General features: G+C 70.2%; 17 protein-coding genes and 2 pseudogenes. 7 read left to right on the top strand and 12 right to left on the bottom strand.

What is annotated here, in order from left to right; genetic code table 11:
• Positions 1 to 52: 52 nt before the first annotated feature.
• Both EDD34_RS21125 and EDD34_RS21580 read left to right on the top strand, forming a co-directional pair.
• Positions 53 to 1561: a sensor histidine kinase gene (locus tag EDD34_RS21125; RefSeq protein ID WP_123814024.1), complete on the top strand. Its 1509-nt coding sequence runs from the start codon at positions 53 to 55 to the stop codon at positions 1559 to 1561.
• Between the two features lie 40 nt (positions 1562 to 1601).
• Positions 1602 to 1949, top strand: a pseudogene (locus tag EDD34_RS21580) (response regulator); the annotation flags it as partial.
• Here the strand turns inward: EDD34_RS21580 and EDD34_RS21575 are convergent.
• Positions 1839 to 2282, bottom strand: a pseudogene (locus tag EDD34_RS21575) (hypothetical protein); the annotation flags it as partial. The pseudogenes EDD34_RS21580 and EDD34_RS21575 sit on opposite strands and share 111 nt — an antisense overlap.
• Here EDD34_RS21575 and EDD34_RS21570 point away from each other — a divergent pair.
• The gene (locus tag EDD34_RS21570) at positions 2184 to 2387 is read left to right on the top strand and encodes a response regulator transcription factor (RefSeq protein ID WP_425462375.1); all 204 of its coding nucleotides are present in this window, start codon (positions 2184 to 2186) and stop codon (positions 2385 to 2387) included. The pseudogene EDD34_RS21575 and the gene EDD34_RS21570 overlap by 99 nt on opposite strands.
• Positions 2388 to 2461: 74 nt before the next feature.
• Here the strand turns inward: EDD34_RS21570 and EDD34_RS07575 are convergent, their stop codons facing one another.
• Both EDD34_RS07575 and EDD34_RS07570 read right to left on the bottom strand, forming a co-directional pair.
• A complete protein-coding gene (locus EDD34_RS07575) occupies positions 2462 to 3214 on the bottom strand; it encodes a hypothetical protein (RefSeq protein WP_123814022.1) in 753 nt (250 codons plus the stop codon).
• Positions 3211 to 4116, bottom strand: a complete 906-nt coding sequence (locus EDD34_RS07570; RefSeq protein WP_123814021.1) for a DNA-processing protein DprA — start codon at positions 4114 to 4116, stop codon at positions 3211 to 3213. The genes EDD34_RS07575 and EDD34_RS07570 overlap by 4 nt, the downstream gene beginning before the upstream one ends.
• 292 nt (positions 4117 to 4408) lie before the next feature.
• Between EDD34_RS07570 and EDD34_RS07565 the strand changes: the two genes are divergently transcribed.
• The 4 genes from EDD34_RS07565 (at position 4409) to EDD34_RS07550 (ending at position 7484) form a co-directional block, all read left to right on the top strand.
• Positions 4409 to 5305 carry a DUF4397 domain-containing protein gene (locus tag EDD34_RS07565; RefSeq protein ID WP_123814020.1) on the top strand — a complete coding sequence of 299 codons (897 nt, stop codon included), beginning with the start codon at positions 4409 to 4411 and terminating at the stop codon, positions 5303 to 5305.
• Positions 5306 to 5466: 161 nt separating this feature from the next.
• Complete coding sequence (locus EDD34_RS07560; protein WP_170176994.1) at positions 5467 to 6030, top strand: class F sortase; 564 nt, start codon at positions 5467 to 5469, stop codon at positions 6028 to 6030.
• Positions 6031 to 6145: 115 nt separating this feature from the next.
• Positions 6146 to 6727, top strand: a complete 582-nt coding sequence (locus tag EDD34_RS07555; protein WP_425462374.1) for an RNA polymerase sigma factor — start codon at positions 6146 to 6148, stop codon at positions 6725 to 6727.
• Entirely contained in the window at positions 6720 to 7484 is a 765-nt protein-coding gene (locus EDD34_RS07550) for an anti-sigma factor (RefSeq protein ID WP_246012238.1), read from the top strand. Before EDD34_RS07555 ends, EDD34_RS07550 begins: the two co-directional genes overlap by 8 nt.
• A 67-nt stretch (positions 7485 to 7551) precedes the next feature.
• Here EDD34_RS07550 and EDD34_RS07545 read toward each other — a convergent pair whose 3' ends face one another.
• From EDD34_RS07545 to EDD34_RS07505, 9 genes are all read right to left on the bottom strand, one after another.
• Positions 7552 to 8814: an exonuclease domain-containing protein gene (locus EDD34_RS07545; RefSeq protein ID WP_123814016.1), complete on the bottom strand. Its 1263-nt coding sequence runs from the start codon at positions 8812 to 8814 to the stop codon at positions 7552 to 7554.
• Positions 8815 to 8916: 102 nt separating this feature from the next.
• The gene (locus EDD34_RS07540; RefSeq protein ID WP_123814015.1) at positions 8917 to 11790 is read right to left on the bottom strand and encodes a CHAT domain-containing protein; all 2874 of its coding nucleotides are present in this window, start codon (positions 11788 to 11790) and stop codon (positions 8917 to 8919) included.
• Entirely contained in the window at positions 11787 to 12251 is a 465-nt protein-coding gene (locus EDD34_RS07535) for a hypothetical protein (RefSeq protein ID WP_123814014.1), read from the bottom strand. Before EDD34_RS07535 ends, EDD34_RS07540 begins: the two co-directional genes overlap by 4 nt.
• A gap of 87 nt (positions 12252 to 12338) precedes the next feature.
• Positions 12339 to 13376: a ParA family protein gene (locus EDD34_RS07530; protein ID WP_123814013.1), complete on the bottom strand. Its 1038-nt coding sequence runs from the start codon at positions 13374 to 13376 to the stop codon at positions 12339 to 12341.
• Positions 13373 to 14566 (bottom strand): ATP-binding protein, encoded by a 1194-nt coding sequence (locus EDD34_RS07525; RefSeq protein ID WP_211341520.1) that lies wholly within the window; start codon positions 14564 to 14566, stop codon positions 13373 to 13375. Before EDD34_RS07525 ends, EDD34_RS07530 begins: the two co-directional genes overlap by 4 nt.
• Before the next feature lie 373 nt (positions 14567 to 14939).
• Positions 14940 to 17018 carry a DUF2075 domain-containing protein gene (locus EDD34_RS07520; protein WP_123814012.1) on the bottom strand — a complete coding sequence of 693 codons (2079 nt, stop codon included), beginning with the start codon at positions 17016 to 17018 and terminating at the stop codon, positions 14940 to 14942.
• Entirely contained in the window at positions 17005 to 17325 is a 321-nt protein-coding gene (locus EDD34_RS07515; protein ID WP_123814011.1) for a nucleotide pyrophosphohydrolase, read from the bottom strand. The genes EDD34_RS07520 and EDD34_RS07515 overlap by 14 nt, the downstream gene beginning before the upstream one ends.
• A gap of 144 nt (positions 17326 to 17469) precedes the next feature.
• A complete protein-coding gene (locus tag EDD34_RS07510; protein WP_123814010.1) occupies positions 17470 to 18030 on the bottom strand; it encodes a flavoprotein in 561 nt (186 codons plus the stop codon).
• 46 nt (positions 18031 to 18076) lie between these two features.
• On the bottom strand, positions 18077 to 18553 hold the full coding sequence (locus EDD34_RS07505; RefSeq protein WP_123814009.1) for a lamin tail domain-containing protein: 477 nt from the start codon (positions 18551 to 18553) through the stop codon (positions 18077 to 18079).
• Between the last annotated feature and the right edge of the window lie 56 nt (positions 18554 to 18609).

The raw sequence follows: 18609 nt of genomic DNA, 5'->3' as shown, positions 1-18609 counted from the left end.
CTCACCTGCCCGTCCGCAGTCGCCGCGCGCGGGCGGACCTATCCTCGGAACCATGGTCACCTCCGACGCCGACACGGGACGGGAACCGGCGGGGCGCCCCCCGGTCCTCGAACGTCCCGAAGCGTCCGGCCGACCCTCCGCACCCGCACCCGCACGGCTCCGCGCCGCCGTCGCCCGGCTCGGCAGGCTCCACGCCCAGCGCACCACCGGTGAATGGGTCGCGGACAGCCTCCAGGTCTCGATCGCGCTGCTGGTGTGGTGGTTCTACGGGTTCGCCACGTTCGACACCTACGCCGCCATCCCTGACTGGTACTGGCCGCTGGACCGCGCCCTAGGCCTCGTCGCATGCCTCGCGCTGTGGTGGGCACGGTTCCGGCCGGTCACGGTCGCGCTCGTCGTGCTCGTACCGGCCGCCGCCGCGACGAGTGCGGGATTCGCGGCGGTCGCCACGGTCTACCGGCTGGGCTCGCACGCGCCGCCTCACGTGGCGGTCGGGATGACCGCCGTGTACCTGGCTGCCGGGATGCCCTACCACGCGGTCTTCCCCCTGCCGGGGATGACCTGGCCCTGGTATGTGGCGATGATGGTGCTGCTGCATCTGGTGGCCCTCAGCTTCGGCCTGCTGGCGCGCTCGCGCCGTCTCGCGCTCGACCGCATCCGCGCCGACGCGACCCGCGAACGGGAGCTGTTCGAGGCCAGGATCGCCGGCGCCCGCCGGGACGAGCGCGAACGCGTGGCCCGTGAGATGCACGACGTGCTCGCCCATCGCGTCTCCCTCGTGTCGGTGCACGCGGGCGCTCTGGAGTACCGGCTCGACGCGGCGACCGGCGCGACGGCCACCGGCACCAGAACCGGCAGCGGCACGGGCAGGGGCACCGGCACCGACGGCGGCAGCGGCACCGGGACCAGGGCCGGGACCGGGACCGGGACCGCGGAGACCGTCGCGGGCCCGACCACGACAGCCCGCCCTGGCAGCGTGACGACCCCGACGATCCCGTCGGCTCGCCCGGCGCCGTCGCCGCCCCGCCCCGCCCCGCCGTCGGCCGTCGAGATCCGCGAGGCGGTCTCGGTGATCCGCCAGAACGCGCACCTGGCCGTCGAGGAACTGCGCCACGTGCTGGCCGTACTGCGTGCCGACGACACGGACAACGACGCGATCGACCCGGACCACCCCCAGCCTCGGCTGACCGACCTCACCCGGCTCGTCGACGAGGCACGCGGCGCCGGGCAGCGCGTGACCACCCACGTGGACCTCGGCTCCTCGACCCTGCCCGACACCATCCAGCGCACCGCGTTCCGCGTGGTCCAGGAGGGCCTCACCAACGCCCGCAAGCACGCCCCGCAGGCACACGTGCACGTCGAGGTCGTGGCCGACGACGACGGCGTGCGCCTCACGGTCGCCAACCCCCTGCCCGTCGGCGTCGGACCCGGCGAGATCCCCGGCGCGGGCGCCGGCCTGACCGGGCTCGACGAGCGCGTGCGGCTGGACGGCGGAACCATCGAGCACGGCGTGCACGACGGCGACTTCCGGCTCACCGCCCGGCTCCGGGTGCGGCCATGAGCACCCCCGACGTCCCCACCGCCCGTCCCGGGTGGCGACCATGACCGCACCGGTCCGCCTCCTGCTCGTCGACGACGACCCGCTCGTGCTGCGCGGACTGCGCCTCATGCTCGCCGGCTCCCCGGATCTGGAGGTCGTCGGCGACGTCGACGACGGCGACCGCCTCGTGACCGCGGTCCGGGAGACGACACCGGACGTCGTGCTGCTCGACGTCCGCATGCCCCGGGTCGACGGCGTGACCGCGCTGCGCCGGCTGCGTGCCGAACCCGACCTCGGCCTACCCGCCGTCCTCGTGCTGACCACCTTCGACACCGAACGGGTCGTGCTCGACGCGATGCGGGCCGGGGCCGTGGGGTTCCTGCTCAAGCACACGCCACCCGCCGAGCTCGTGCGGGCCGTGCACGCCGCCGCGACGGGCGAGCCGACCGTCTCCCCCACGGCACTGCGCCGCCTCATCGATCACGTGGCCCTGACCGAGCCGACGACGGGACGCGAACCCGGCACGCCACCGGTGACCGCGCGGGCTGCCGAGGGCGCCCTTCGCACCCCGTCGGCCGCCGAGTCCGCGGCGGGAGGCAGCCACGGCCCGCCGTCGGGCAGCGACGACCGGCCGGGGACCCGGCTGGACCTGGACCTTCTGACGGACCGCGAGCGCGACGTCGCCCTGGCCGTGGCCGAGGGCATGGGCAACTCGGAGATCGCGCGGGAGCTGTACCTCTCCCCGAGCACCGTGAAGTCTCACCTTTCGAGCGCGCTGACGAAGTTCGGCCTGACGAACCGCACCCAGTTGGCCATAGCGGTCCACGAGGCGAACCGCCGCGGCTGACGGGCGGGTTCGTCGTCAATACGGCGCGCGTACCCCTCGACGGCGACCCCACCTCCGATTTTCCGGGAGTGCCCTCAGCCTCGTGGACACGCAGCGCCCGTCCATGGACACGCAGTCGCGTTGAAGGTAGGACGCCCATGCGAGGCGAGGAACCGCCGCGTCGGCCCATACTGCGGGTCGAGCACCCGAGCAACCACGAAGACCGTCACGTCCCTCACACCTGCCTGCTTGAGTGCCGCGGCAGCCGACTGGGCATTCGAGCCGCTCACCCAGGAGTCGTCCACCAGCAGGACGTGCTCCGGAAGGCGGTCGGACCCGACGACGAAGTTCGCGGGCCGAAGGCGGCGGCGCTCGAAATCAGCCGCTGCCGAAAGCTGGACTTCGGCGTCGGGGCGCCTCGTCATGCCGCGCACGATCTCTCCGAGCCGGGTCCGGCCCTTCGACGACGGCATCACCGCCCAACCGGACTTCGACGTCGCCAGCCCGCATGACACATGCCCCCTCAGCCCAAGCGCGACCAGGGAAGTCATCACACGATCCACGTCCCGACCTGGGTTCGGGCCCTTGTACTGATGCACGACCTTGTAGCCCTGCGAGTCATACTTCTCGGCGTAGATCAGGACGCCCACCCTGTTCGCCAGCGGAAGCCCTGACCGGACATGCCGCTGGCACGGCGGACACAGGACGTCGATCGCATGGTTGAGTGGCGTCGCGCAGACGGAGCACGTCACGCCGGCCTCGAACACCACATTGTGGAGATAGCGCCCATGGGCAGTCTGAAGGAAGTCGGCGATGGGTCGAACGGCGGTCGACAGCCCTCGCGTCACGCACTCATCAGGGCGGCGAGCGCCTCATCAACCCTGCGCGGCTGCTCCTGAATCTCTCGTACCGCAGCCGCCAGATCGTCCATCGACTCCACGATGTATACGCCGGGCTGACCACGTAGCGCGCTGCCCCATGTCGTCGTGGATGCCACCTTCTCGGTGAGGATCACCGGCCGCCCGTGCTCGCCGGCCAGTCTGGCCTGGATGCGCGTCCCACTGTGTTCACCTGCCTCGACCACGATCGTCGCCAGCCCGTAGCCCGACATCGACGCGTTCCGCATCGGGAACGACTGCTTGGTCGGCGGCGCCTCCGGATAGAACTGTGAGAGCACCAGCCCGCGCTCGGCAACTTCCTGCTGCAGGTCGGCGTTGGCTGCCGGGTAGGCCCGCGTGATGCCTGTCCCGATGAACGCCACAGTCCTGCCGCCCGCATCGAGCGCCGCCCGATGAGCGGCCGTGTCAACCCCTGCCGCCAGGCCGCTGATCACGGTCATACCCTGATCGACCAAGAATCGAGCGATGTCCCCAGCCAGGCGCAACCCGTCCGGCGACGTGTTCCGCGAGCCGACGAGCGACATCCCCGCGTCATCCGACCGCAGGTCTCCGGCATAGAACAGGAACGGGGGTGTCTCCCTGATATCCAGGAGCCGCTGCGGGTACCGCGCGTCAAGCACCGTCACGATCTGCAGGCCCTGCGACTCCCAGGCCTGCACATCCGTCCTCGCCTCGTCGATCCGAGCTTCATCGGCCGGAAGGTCGAAGAGCGCCCCGTCGCCCTCTGTGGCAGTCCGTAGCGAGAGCGCACTTCCCTCGAACGCGACCTGCGACGCGATCCGCCCCCAGGTCGACTTCCGCTCACGCAGGAGGACCAGGAGTGCGGCAATCTCGTCGCGGCGGTCGGTCATGAGGCCAGCGTAGAGCCCTGGCGCCGGTTGTCCTGTCAGGCGCTGCCGAACACCCGGCGAGTGTTATCGAACTGTTGTTCTATCAATGATGATGGATCGGCCGGTCGGGATATCAGCGCACCGCCCCAGGGCACTGGTGCCCGTGCCATGACGACGGGTGCGGCGCGGCGCTCGGAGAGCATCGCGCAAAAAAGATGCGCGGCCACTGCATCCGTACCCCGGTGATCGGCAGAAGAAGAGTTGTCAGAACAAAGACGTCGACGCTCTCGGCGTCCGTGACCCGGAGGACACCATGAAACAGACAACACGACGCCGTGCCCCGCTGGTGGGTGCCGCGACGATCGCAGCACTCGGCCTGGCGGTGACCGGATCGGCCTCGTCGGCCTGGGCCGACTCGCACGACGCCACCCTGTCCGTCCTGCACGGAGTGCCGGACACGACGGTCGACGTCTGGGTGGACGGCGAGCTCACCGTCGACGACTTCGAGCCCGGCGACATGGCGGGCCCCCTCGAACTGCCGGCGGGCACCTACAGCGTGGCCATCACCGCCGCCGACGCGGAGGACGCCTCGGATCCGGTGATCGGCCCGGTCGACCTCACACTCGACGCCGGCGGCAACTACACCGCCGTCGCACACCTGGACGCGGGCGGCGCGCCGACGGCCACGCTGTTCATGAACGACCTCTCCGAGACCGCGGCAGGCGAGGGCCGGCTGACGGTGCGTCACGTCGCGGCGGCACCGGCCGTCGACGTCCTGGCCGGTGGTGAGCCCGTGATCACCGGGCTGGAGAATCCGGACGAGGCCCTTCTCGACCTGCCGGCGGGCACCGTGTCGGCCTCGGTCGCGGCGGCGGGCACCACGGAACCGGTCCTCGGCCCGGCCGACGTCGAGATCGCCGACGGCGTCAACACCATCGTCTACGCCTGGGGGAGCCTGGACGACGACACCCTGGCACTGGCGACGCAGACGATCGACGGACTCCACTCCGCGCCCGGTGGGGTGCCTGCCGGCACCTCGGGCATGGCAGCCGACGCAACGCCGAACGCGATGGTCAGCACGGTCGCGGTCGTGGCGGGCCTGCTCCTGGCCGGCCTGGCGGTCGCCGCGGCGACCAGGAAGCTGGCCGGCGCACACCGCGGGTCCGTGCGGGAGCAGGCTCCCACCTCGCCCAGCACACGGCGTCGATGACGGCACGACACCATGGCTCCGCGGCACCGACGGTTCGTGCGCGAACCGCCGGTGCCGCGGCGGCCGGCCTCACGATCCTCCTCACCTCCTGCACGAGCCCGAACGGGTCGGCAGGACCTGAGCCGGAAGCCACCGCGCCATCCCCGGTCGGCTCGGTCTCCGTGTCCACCGCGGAGGGTGCGGTCCACGACGACGCCGAGCGAGACCGGCGGGCCCCGGGGGTGGGGTCGCCACAGGACGTCCCCGTCCGGCCGGCCCAGGACGCACCCGCGCCCGCACCCCCCGCACCCGTCCAGGTGAGGGTGTCCGAACTGGACATCGACGTACCCGTGCGACCCGAGGGGGTGGACGAGCAAGGTCGTATGGCGCTACCCGAGTCGGCGGAAGAAGCCGCCTGGTACCGATTCGGCTCGGCACCGGCGAGCCGTTCCGGAACGACCATCGTCGCCGCTCACGTCGACGACGAGAACAGCGTAGGCCCGTTCGCACGGCTCGTTCGGGCCGAGGTCGGCACGGAGGTGGAGGTCCGCACGGGAGCGGGCAGGACCCACAACTACACAGTGACGCAGGTGCGCGCGGACACGAAGTCCGAGGGTTCGCTGGACGACCTGTTCGACCGGTCCGGACGTCCCCGTCTCGTGCTCGTGACCTGCGGCGGCGAGTGGGATGCCGAGGCCCGCTCGTACACGGACAACATCGTGGTGACCGCGGAGCCCGCCGGGTGAGGTCACCATGGCAACCAGTACCGGTGGTCGCGGCGCCTGGCCGCGCACTACGATCGAACCAGGCCGATGGTGGTGGCCTGCCACCGGGGTCACCGTCCGAGCCAGAGGATGCCCGCTGAACGCCGACGACGCCGAACTCGACGACGCAGGGTCGGACGTGCTCCGTCTCGGCCGGCGCTTCGCCGAGGGAGACGAGACGGCGTTGTCCGAGGCATACGACCGCTGGTCCGCTCTGGTCCACACCATGGCATGGCGGTCCCTGGGCTCCCGCACCGACGCCGAGGACGTGACCCAGCAGGTCTTCATCGCGGCCTGGCGGGGCCGCGACCGCTATGATCCGGGCCGGGCCAGGCTGCCTGCGTGGCTGGTCGGGATCACCCGCCACGCGATCGCGGACGCGCACCAGGCACGGACGCGGGTTCTCCGCTCGATCGACGCGGCGACCGACGTCCGCACCACCCCGGAGGCCGAATCGGCGGTGGAACGCGTGGCCGACCGGGTGACGATCGAGGACGAGCTGCGTCGGCTCGGAGACCCTGCCCGGACCATTCTCCGGCTGGCCTTCTTCCGGGATCTCACCCACGTGCAGATCGCGGAAAAGCTCGACCTGCCGCTCGGTACGGTCAAGAGCCATGTCCGACGCAGCCTGACCAGGTTGCGCGACCGATTGGAGGTGGATGGTGCCACACGTGGATGACGACGCGCTCGCGCTCTACGCCCTGGGCGAGGACGTGCTCGAACCAGAACAGCGCCTTCACCTCCAGGACTGCGCCCAGTGCGCCCGTACGGTCGCCGGACTCGCCCGGGTGGTGAACGGCGCACGGGCGGACGAGCGCGAGGCCGCCCTGGTACCGCCGCGCCCCGAGGTCTGGACACGGATCCACAGCGAGCTCGGCCTCACCACCCCGCCGGACGCTCTCCAGCCGGACGACGCACCCGTAAGGCGGATCGGCGGAGACGCCACCGAGACTCCGGCAGGGGCAGACCGTGACGGTGGGACGACGGGGGGCAGGCGGAGCTTCTGGATGCCGGCACTGGTCGCCGCCGGCACCGCACTCGTTCTGGGAATCGCCGGCGGAGTCCTCTGGGAACGGCGCGACCTCCAGCCGGCGGAGGCCACCGTCGCGAGTGCGGCGCTGTCCCCCGTGCGGGCGGACTCGCCGGGCGAGACCGGGCAGGCCGTCGTGCAACAGACAGGAGACGGCCGCCAGCAACTGGTCGTCTCGATCGACTCGCCGGCGCCGGGGGACGGCTACCGCGAGGTCTGGCTGCTCACCTCGGACGCGAGCGGCCTGATCAGTCTCGGAGTGCTGCAGGGCGGTGAGGGCCGTTTCACCATTCCCGACGGGCTGGACCTGACGGACTTCGCCGTCGTGGACGTGTCCGAGGAGCCGTTCGACGGGGACCCGGCACACTCCGGGGATTCCCTGGTGCGTGGCACTCTCGGCACGTGACGGTCGGCTGTTTGTCGACGCGGGTCGGTCCGACCGCATCCACTCACGCAGGTGATGCCGGCGGCACCTACAGCATGCCGATCATCCGGTCGAACCCGTCCTCGCTCACCACGGTGATGCCGTAAGCCTCCGCCTTGCGGGCCTTGGTCGAGAGCGAGTCCGGATCGGCCGCGACGACCAGGCGCACCTTCTTGGTCACGGCCGGGTGCGGCACCAGCCCGGCGTCGCGGGCACGCCGCTCCCAGACGTCGCGCGGCTCACGCATCGCGCCGGTGAACACGACGTGGTCGCCCGGGGCGAGATGCGAGCGCCGTGCCACGACGCGGCCCGCCCCGCCGTCAGCCGTCGTCGTCCCGCCACCGGCAACCGTCGTCGTCCCGCGCGCCGCGAGCAGGAGGTGGTCCGCCTCGTCGTCGGGCACGTGGAGCATCGCGGCGACGGCGCGGAGGTCGGCCTGCTCGTCGGGAGTCAGGACACCGTCGGAACGGGCCGCGCAGGCCAGGGCCGCGAGGTACTCCCGGTGCAGCGTGCCCGCCACCGCCCGCCCGATCCCGGCCTCGACGCAGTACGCCGCGAGCTGGTCGTGCTCACGGGCGGAGATGTGCCGGTCGAGGAGTGCCCGGTCCACCAGTTCCAGGTACCCCTCCTTCACCCGGGTGGTGATCGGCCGGTTCCGGACCGTCGCCAGCCGGGCGAGGAGGTGGGTGTCCCGCGTGGTCGACACCCCGCGAGCGACCGGCGCAGCGGACCCGGCCGGCAGCTCGGGCCACGGCGTGGTCTCCGCCAGTTCGACGACGTCGTCCCATCCCGGCACCGTGCGGCGCGACCCGCGGTCCAGGAACACGCGCAGCAGCCCGGCGGCGGCGAGCGCGTCGGACATCGCCTCGTGCGCGTTCCGCAGCTCGACCCCGTGATGGCCGCAGCTCCCGGCGAGCGACCGCGGCGCGCCCGGCGAGAGCAGCGACCCCGTACGCATCGTGCAGAGCGTCGTCGGCTCGATCAGCGGGACGTCCACCCCCTGGCGTGCGAACTCGTGCCACACGAACCGGCGGTCGAACTGCGCGTTGTGCGCGACGAACGTCCTGCCCCGCAGCAGCCGCGCCACCTGCCCGGCGACGTCGCCGAACGCCGGAGCGTGCCGCACGTCGGCCGCCCTGATGCCGTGGATGTCCTGGCGGCCCAGGTCGCGGCCGGGGTTGACGAGCGTCGACCAGGTGTCCTCGACCACGCCGTCGGGCGTCACCTGCACGACGGCGATCTCGACGACCCGGTCGTGCGCCTCCGGAACCAGCCCCGTCGTCTCGACATCGACGACCGCGTACCCACCCAATCCAGCCCCTCATCCCTGGTCAGCGCTTCGAACGGAGGCAATCGTGGCACGCGTGGCGGCGGGCGGGAACCGGGGACGCGGGTGAACTCGCCCGGGGAGGGGTCACGCCGAGGGCCACGGATGGGTGCCGATGACGGACAGGACCGCCCACCGGTACAGCGGCTCCCCTGCGAAACTCCTCGCGCGCAGTCCTTCGCGGAGGATCCGGCACAGCACCGCCGGCACGTCGCCGTCGCGCGCAAGCTCCGTGTAGACCTGCCTGAGGGTGTCTGTCGCCGGTCCTTCGTAGGCATCCATCTCGAACGTGGACGACACCACCTGCTCGACGCCCGCGGTGAGCGCGGCAAGCGCGAGACCCAGCGGCTCGTGGGGATCCTCGCCGCGCGGATAGCCGCTGTGGCAGGAGGCGACGGACAGGAAGCGGGGTGGGAAGCGGTCGCCGTCGAGATAGTCGGACGCGGACAGCACTGGCCTGTTTCCGTCGACCACAGCCTGGGCCAGGCCGGGTTCCCTGTTACCGTGCGCCGCCAGAACAGCCGTCCGGTAGCGGGAGCCGCCGCGAACGAAGGTCTCCCGAACGTCTTCGGGCCGGCGCAGCTGCACGGTGGTCCCGGCATGGTGCCGCAGCGCGTCGATCTCGGGCGCCGAGATCCCTGCGTCCGGCGCTCTCCAGGACACCGCACCCAGGCCGCCTACCGTGTCGGGCCGCGTCCGGGTGGTGGCCTCGACGAAGAACCGCAGTGAGGGCGCGAGGACCAGGTCCGCCGCTTCGACCAGCACCACGGAGCCGTCCTCGCTGAGGGGCACCCCCGCGAACGGCACCGCCCACAGCCACGCGGTGGGGATGATGACCAGGTCGATCGGCGTGGCCGCCCTCGTCGCCGCCGCCGTGAACGCCGACGGCAGCAGCCGTCGTATCGGTTCCAGGTCAGAGCTCATCAGGTCCACGCGGCGCAGCAGACCCGCAGAATCCGGACGGACGAGTGTGTCCCTCAAGGAGGCCAGGGTGTCGTCCACCTCGGTGACCGTGACCGCGCCGTCGCCGTCGGCCGACCGCCACACCGTGATGACCACCTCGCCGTCGCCGTCGGGCACGGTGACCAGCGCGAGGATGTCCTGCCGGAGCGTGGCGACCGCATCCCAGTCCACCGGCACCGCCCCGGCGGCGACGGCGAACAGCTCAGAGGTGCGCCGTCCCAGCTCGGCGTAGAGGCTCTCCGACCGGGCGGCCAGCGCCTCGGGGGTGAGCGCAGCCAGATCCTCGATCTCGGGAGCGGACCGGCCGGGCCGGACGCCGGCGCTCGCGTTCAGCAACGCCGTGTTCGTGTCGTCGATCCGGGCGAGAAGGTCTCGCACCTCCTCCGGCAGCTGCTGGGTGCCGCTGCGCAGCAGCCCGGCCAGCCGCTCGGTGCGCAGGCGCTCGACGAGTTCGAGCACGAGGTCCGCATCGCCGAGCCGGGCGGCCAGCACCGCAGCCCGCTCGTAGTGGGATCGTACGACCGCACCGATGTTTCCGCGGGCCGGACCCACGGCGACCGCAGCCCGGATCGCCTCCGTATGGCGCAGCATCGATCGGATCGCGTCGAGCGCGCCGCCGGTGTCTCCCGCGGCGACGGCAACCTCCGCCCGGCACGCCGTCGCGGCAACGGCCATCACCGTCGATCCGCAGGCCACGGCATCGGCCTCCGCCGCGGCGTAGGCGGTTCGCGCGTCCGCCCACCTCTGCGACGCCCGGAGAGCCTCCCCCACGACAAGGCGCCGCAGGGCCGCGTCGAACCGATTGCCGGCGGCGGTCACGTGCGACGTCGGAGGCTTTCCCGCGGCCATCAGGTCGAGCACGCCGAGGTGCCACTCGATGCTGCGCCGCCCCGGTTCGAGACCTGCGTCGCGGTACGCGAGCGCGGCGCGGCGCAGATTCCGGCGGGTATCGCGGAGGGCGGCGATCAGGCGGGGCGTGCGCCGCACCATGCGCATCGCGCCGGAACCGCCCCCGCGCGCCAGTTCGAGGCGCGCCCGTGCCTTGTAGAAGTTGCCGGTGCTGATGCGGTTGCCCCCGACCAGCGTGTACAGCCGCAGGTACTCGTCGAGCTCTGCCTGTGCGCGGTCGAACTCCCCTGCCGCCAGGTGCAGGTGCGCGAGCGGCAGGAGCATCTCGGCCCGGGTGATCGGATCCGTGGCGCGGTCGATCTCCTCGCGCAGCATCGTCTCGGCGGCGTGCCAGCGAGGACTGTCAGGCGCAGCCGCACGCTGGAGGAAGTTCCCGAGGTAGATCACGCTCAGCTGTTCGAGGTCGTAGGAGCCGATCTCGACGCCGCGCGCCCGGGCCTCGTGCAGCAGCCCGATCGCACGGTCCTCGTCGCCGCCCGCGTGCCAGGCGCGGGCCACGAGGATGTCCGCCAGCCCCGCGAGGTACCGGTCGCCGGTGCTCCGGTGGGTCTCGGCCGCCGCCTGGGCGAGCGAGAGCGCGGCGTCGTGCTCTCCGGCGAGCAGAGCCCAGGCGGCCCGTTCGCGCCGCAGGTCCGCGAGCAGGTCCACGTCGCCGACGTCGACGGCGGTGCGCTGCGCGACGTCGAGCGCAGCACGCCCCCCGCGCCGCCCGACCGTCATCCGCTCGCAGCGTGCGATGCCGAGTTGCGCCGCGAGGCGCCCGTCCCGGTCACCTACCGCCGCCCATGCCTCGTCGGCAGCGCGGAAAGCTGCGACGGCGCGTGGCAGGTCGCCGTCGTTCCACCGCACGTTGCCCTCCGCCAGACACAGCAGCGGTCGATCGGTGCCCGCGGCGCGGGCGGCGTCGAGCACCCGCAGCGCCTCGGCGAGCCGTGCCCGACGACGGAGCACCTCCGCCAACCGGACCGCCCCGGCTCCGGTGGTGGGACGACGCAGCGCGCGCTCCGCTGCGGCAACGTCGGACCCTGCCAGGGCCCAACCCGACCCGGGCGGACCGGAACCCGCCGGCGCCAGGCCGGGGTACCTCACTGGCCGTCGACCTCCACCGATGCCCGACCGTCCACGCTCTCCCTGGCCATCCGGGCGATCTCGTGCGCCCCCTTGCCCGTCATCCCGGTGAGCGCGTCCACGACGACCTTCACGATCTCGAGCGTCTGGCTCGGAAGCTCATGGACATGCACCGTCACGGTGCCGTCGACCGCACGGACCACCACGTAGCCGTACGCCAGCCCGGGATCGCGGTAGGCCACCCGCTCCGCCTCGGGCCTCAGGTCGATCACCTGCCCGCCCCGGAGCCGGTCGTGCCAGCGTTCGACGACGAACGACACCGTCGCCGCCGCCCCGATGAGCGCCACGAGAAGCATCGCGTCGGGCGTACGCACTCCGACCCTCTCCACGGTGACGTCGTTTTCCTGGCAGAGCGCTCGCAGGTACCGCTCGCCCGCCTCGTCGATCGCGTCGAGCGACCGGCGAATCGTCTCCGGCTCCATCTGTCACAGCCTTCCTGGCCGATGCCTCGATCAGCCGCGCCCGCGGGCGGTGGACAACCTCAGCCAGGACAACCTACCCGGCTCGCCTCATGACACGGACACGCCCGCCAGCGAGAGGACCCGCTCGGCCAGCGACCTGAATTCTTGAAAGCACGTCTTGACGTAGGTCTGCGTGCTGCCCAACGCGCCGTCCGCGGCCCGGAGATCGAACATCGGCTTCCTCGCGTCGTGCGCGAGTGGCATCAGGCTCCGGTAGTTGCGCATGGTGGCGATCTCGTGCGACCGCTCCTTCGACGGATCCGCGTCGAGCACCGCGGTGCTGAACACCCACGGGATCCGCTCGAGCCATCGCGCATAGGCCTTGACGGGACGATCCAGCCTCATCTCGGGCTGCATGATGACGTAACCCAGCGGCTCCATGATGCCCCGGGGAGCGGCGATATCTGCGGGGATCCGTGGCGCCACGACGTCCTGCCAGTCCCGGCGCCAGCGACGCAGCACCGGCCCGAGGTTCGACAAACCTTTGAGGGAGAACAGGTCAGCGGCAAGCGGCACGAGAACGTGATCGGCACCGAGAAGTGCGGCGCGGTTGATCGCACCCAGGTTGGGCCCCACATCGATGATGACGACGTCGGCACCCGCGTACTCGCTTGCTCTGGTCACTGTCCGGTAGAACGCCGTCGTCGTCCTGATCGCGGCAGGCTCTCCGGCGAACGACTGGGGCCACGCGCGCGACAGGTGGTCCTCGAACTGGCTCAGTTCGATGCTGCCGGGAAGGAGCCAGAGCCCCGAGTCGATCTGTGCCGGCTGGATCGGTTCGATGTCCCCCAGCCCTTCCAGGATCGGGCGGACCGCATCCGCGATGGTTCGCACGTCAGTGACCCGCGGCGAGTGCCCTGGCGAGGCCGCCGACGCGACCCCCTGTGCGATCAGCCCGGACTGCTCGTCCCAGAGTTCCTCCAGCTCGGACTCGTCGAGGAACATCGATGTCAGGTTCGACTGCGGGTCGAGATCAGCCGCCAGAACGGTCACGCCGAGCCGGCTGAACATGTGCGCCAAGTGGTACGCGAGCGTGGTCTTGCCGACGCCACCCTTGTTGTTGAACAGTGCGATGGTCGTGGTCATACCTGCCTCCGAACGGTGACGGTCCATGACGCGTCGTCCACCACGAACTCCGGTTCGGGATTGCCGTTGCGGCGAAGCGACTCCCGTACGCGGCCGATCCCCCGGCCGAAGCGGTTCACGTAGCCGAGCGCCTTCATCGCGGCGGCCAGCGACGGGTTGCGGTAGTCCGTCACCCTGTCGAAGTTGTCGCTCCTGACCTGGCCGAACGGTCCACCAGGGTTGCTGACCTCGACGCGGTCGTCGAACCAGACGATCCGCACGGGGGCGTTCGAGGTCTCGTAGTTCCGGTGCATGAGGGAGTTCATGCAGATCTCCCGCAGCGCCTCGATCGGATAGTCCGGCGCCTGCTCCTCCCGGAACCCTCCATCGCTGACCAAGCGGCTGCGCAGGTGTCCTCGGACCAGTGGCGACAGTTGATCCGCAACATCGACGATGTTGCCGCGGAGCTCGCGCTCGTCAGCGATGGGAGCGGTGAGATCGGTTCCCTGGTAGCGCACGAACTGCACGTAGGCGCCAGGGATTCTGCTGCTCGGGTCGAAGCCGATGACCAGCAGTCCAAGCATCGTCGGGACGGGATCACCCGACCTCTGGGCGAGGTGGAGCGACGCGAGCTGGAGTCCGACGGGCCGACCGTTCTCCGCGATGACCTCCGGGGCGACCATCGCGGGAAGGTAGGTGGACCGGAACATCTCGAGGTCGAGCTCGTCGAGGGTGGTGCCGAGGGCGGCACGGGTGTCGAACGGGCCGTCGGCCGAGCGGCGGCGCTCCGACAGCACTCGTTCGTCGTCGCGCGTCGCCTCGCGAACACTGGGGCCTGGCCGGACCCAGCACCGGCCGTCGTAGCGAACCGGTGGCGTCGCAGATGCCTGGACCCTGATCCGAACGACCTCCCGCTCTCGGTAGGTCGCCACCTCCACCGTCAGCGAAGGGCGGTCCAGGATCTTGCCGTTGTCCCGCAGGTCCGTGAGCGCGAGCAGCGTCTGATCGCTCGTGTCGACCGAGTCGGCAGGCGTCCCGTCGTCCTTGACACCGATGAGGATGTCGCCGCCACCGGCGCCGACCAGGTCGTTGGCCATGGCGCAGACGTACTTGCCGAGGTCGTTCATCCTGTTGCGGATGTTCGCGTAGTCCTTGAACTCGAGCGAGGCGGTCTCCTGGGTGCCGAGGGTCTCGGCGAGGTCGGTGCTCACGGCTGCCATTGTCACCTACCGGACCTCAGCGCCCAGGGACATCGTCCGGTCGGGTCGGGTCTCGGCGCATCGCCACGAACACCTGGGAGACCGACGGCGTGGTCGAGCTGGAGGTACTCGTTGCGGGACTGTTCCCCGGGGCCGCACGTCGCAGCCCGCAGAGTCTCGTTCGCGCGCGGCCCCGCCCACGTCCATCACACCAGGTTGTCCCCCTGCAGCTCCATGACGAGCGACCTGGCATCGACCTGTTCCCCTGCGACCGGCGCGAATCTCCGGCAGTTTCGCCTCGGCACGTTCGATCGGACGACGACGGGCTCCGCACCGAGAAGTAGGTCCCGCGCCCCGCGGCGGTCGCCGCAGTCGCCTGGTCACGTCAGCGCGAACGGCTCATCGCCTCCGCGAGTGCCTCACGTATGGCTTCCGAACCCGGTCCGACGACCGTCCAGCCGGGGGCCGTGACCTGTGTTCGTGCCCCACCGGCAAGGTGTTCCCGCACGACGGCAACCCGGTGCAGTGGCCAGGTGAGCAAGCAGCGTGTGCCATCAGGCGTTCGCCCGTGGACGGTCGGGGCGGGGACCAGTGCAGACAGGTCGGCAAGCGCGTGGAGCAGATCGCGCAGTTCGCGCTCCGCCGGCGGAACGTCGGCGAGCGCTGCCCGCCATGCGGGGGCGAGCGATCCGACGTCGTCGGCTCCTGACGGGACGTCATCAACGACGGACGCAGCGGGGAAGTACGGTCGCAGCCGCTCGCGGAGGGCAGGGTCGCAGACGTAGATGTAGGTACCGCGGATGCCACGGGTCAGGAGCACGGCGTAGATCCTCCGGACGAAGACCAGGAGATCGTCGTCGGTGTATGCGATGCCGAGCTTGCGAGGGCTGCTCTTCCCCTTGCGGTCGAAGTAGTTCGCTCGGTCGAAGACGATCCGATCTGCCCCTGGATCGAAGCGGAGGTCTGGGCCGATGATCACGCCCGCGTAGTTGAGGTCGTATCCCTGCACCGTGTGGATGGAGCCGACCTCGTCGGGCGAGGTCCCCGACTCGATCCAGCGGGTGTCGGTCTGGTTCCACTTGAACGAGAGGCCGTCGATCTCGATGTCGTCAAGGCTCTTGTCCTTCTTCGAGCGCCAAGGCCAGGCATAGCCCGCGACGAGTCGCGCGAGCCCGTGCTCAGCCTCTTTGCCCCGGATAGCGCGGACCATCGCACCGAAGTCGTCGTACAGCCGCACGTCGTACGGTGCGAATGTCTCGGGTGGTGAGGATGGCGGCCGGTCACTGAGCACATCGCGGACATACCGCACGTAGTCGAAGCCGACGCGCATCCGCATCTGCGTCCGAAGCTCGTAGTAGCGCCCCGCCTTCTGCGCGGCATCCCTGATGTCGAGCTGGACATCCATGGGAATGTCCGAGGGGAGGACACTCTGCTCGCTGTCGAGCAGCCAGACCTGGTGGTAGCTCCGCGCGCGGATCCAGTCGGCCTGGTTCGGTGTGATGGTCGCGTCGCTCCCGAAGAGGTCGCGAGAGACCGCGTCGTAGCGATCGTACTGAACACCGTTAGCCAGGCCTGCACGCAGTTTCAGCCGGTGCGACTCGTCGATGACGAGCAGGTCATACATCTCCGGCGCCTCTCCGACGTCGAACGGGCTGAGCACCATGCGGCCGCTGAGGCCATGCGTCTTGTCGAACACGTGCTTGAGGGTCGCGCGCAGCGACTGCTGGGGAACGACCAGTCCGAAGCGGTATCCCTTGAGTACCTGGCGTCGTTCGGCCGTCGCGAGCCGGGGCTCATCTTCGTCGACCGACTCGCCCACGTCGCTGTGAGCGTCGCTGAGGCCGATGTCCCGCAACATCTTCAGCAGTGAGACCGCGACGATGGTCTTGCCCGTGCCCGGCGCCCCTTCGACGACGATCGAACTCATCCGCCGCGCCTCGATATCGGCGAACAGCCCCTCGACGATCTCCTCGATGGCGGCAGCTTGATCGCGGTTGAGCGACTTGAACGGCGAGTACTTGAAGAGTTCGGACTTCTCGATCTCTGGGATCGGGCGCGTGAACAGCTCGTGATCACGCAGCTCCTCGAAGATCTCCTTGAAGAGATTCCGATACGTGTCACGGTCGAAGTAGTCGTGGGTGGTGAGCCGGTTGATGTTGTTCAGGACCTCCAGGCTCCCATCGCCGTGGAAGTATCGGGTCAGGAAGGCTTCCAGGTCCAGGCACACCGACTTGTTGAACCTGTCGTCGAGCACGATCCGCAGTTGGTCGAGCCTCGCCTTCGCGGGGTTGCGGCGATGCTCTCTCATCCGCCTGGCGGCGTTCGCGGTCTCACCGACATAGACCTGAAGATCGTCATTGAGGACGTAGACGACCGGCCAGTTCGCAAAGCGCAGGCTGGTGTTCTCCAGCTCGGCTCCCGTCGCATCCGTGTACGGGCGCCGGACGACCTCAAAGCCTGTCATACTTCACGCTGCTCCCGTGAGCCTTCTCCACGGGATACTTCGCGCGCGTCTTCTCCAGCTTGTCGAGCACGATCGCTCCAGGGTCGACCCCGATCCGATCCGCCAGGAGAAGGCAATAGGTGAGGACATCTGCCAGCTCCTCGGTGACCGCCTGCGTGTCTGCCTGCTGCCCCCATTGGAAGCACTCAAGCAGTTCCGCCGCCTCGATCGTGATGCTCTTCGCGAGGTTCTCCGGGGTATGGAACTGAGACCAGTCCCTCTCCTTCGTGAACTCGCGCAACGCCTGCCGCACCGGGTCGTCGACCATTCCATCAGGCTAGCAGCATTCTGGCGTCGAACCTGGTCAAGGGGCCAAATTCGGCGTCGCGGCCCGGATGCCCGACAGCTTCCACACGTCGGCAGGGATCGGGTCCTTGCTCGGTTCAGCGCATGAATGGGCCACCCGGCATGATCACTCCGGGCGTCGTTCAACAACCTCGGGCTCGGCGGCGTCGAGCAGTTCCGCCCAGGGAAACGTCTTTGCCGCGCCGACACCGGACTCATGCGGTTCGTCGGGCCCGATGACGACCCTCAGCCCCCAGCTTCGCAGCAGACGAAGATTCGACTCGTACGTGGGATGTTTGGCGAACTTCGCGTTGATGTAGGGGCCGACGGCGATCGGAATGTCACGCCCGACCTGCTCGGTCAGCCGCGTCAGCACATACGTGTCCGCGATCCCCAGCGCGAGCTTGGTGATTGTGTTGTACGACGCCGGTGCGATCAGCACCGCGTCAGGATCCGGCAGTGAATACCCCACCGTCGTGTGGAAGTCGGTCCGCACAGGACGCCCCGTCACCCTCTCGATCTCCTCCATCGACTCGGCGAACACACCGGCGGCACGCTCGGTCGCCAGTACGTGCACATCCCAGCCGCGCTCGGCCGCCATCGGCAGGAGCACCGATGGCACCAGGCGGGTCGCCCCGGCTGCACACACCACCACGTACAAGACACCCCGGTTCATGACCGCGACCATACGGCCACCGCCGACCGCCCCACCAGGAGGCGATCGGCCGCGCCGCTCAACAGCTCTTGCTCACCCCACCCCCGGCCCACGTGCACTTGTCGATCAGCTTCCCGCCCCCGGACTTGAGCCGAGCGGTGTCCCCGTCGTTGTTCCACACGGCGGTGTTCCACCGCGCATACAGGTGCCCGCTGCCGTTGGTCCCCTTCCCGGAGTGGACGATCACGGTCTTACCCGCCCCGAGGCCGTAGTACGGCAGGACGTACTTGTGCCCGGCGATGTCGGACAGCACGACGCCCTTGAGGTTCTTCTTCCTGGCCGACACGTTCTTGATGTAGACCTTCTCCCGGTTCGGGGTGTACCGCTCGTCCCCGCTCGGGTTGTAGACCACCTTCGTGATCCTGATGCCGCCCGTGATGGACGACGGCACGATCTGCGTGTCGGTGGCCGACGCCGGCGGCGCGACGAACAGCGCGGCCAGCAGGCCGCCCGCCAGTGCCAGCGCGGACAGGCGCCGGGGGTGCGTGAGAGTCATCGTGGTTCCTTCGAGAGCTGGCAGGGAAGGGAGTATCGCGGCATGTCACGTACCGC

Origin of the sequence: Myceligenerans xiligouense, assembly GCF_003814695.1 — a bacterium.
In the GTDB taxonomy this organism is placed as follows: domain Bacteria; phylum Actinomycetota; class Actinomycetes; order Actinomycetales; family Cellulomonadaceae; genus Myceligenerans; species Myceligenerans xiligouense.
This window is presented reverse-complemented; position numbering and strand designations above follow the sequence as displayed.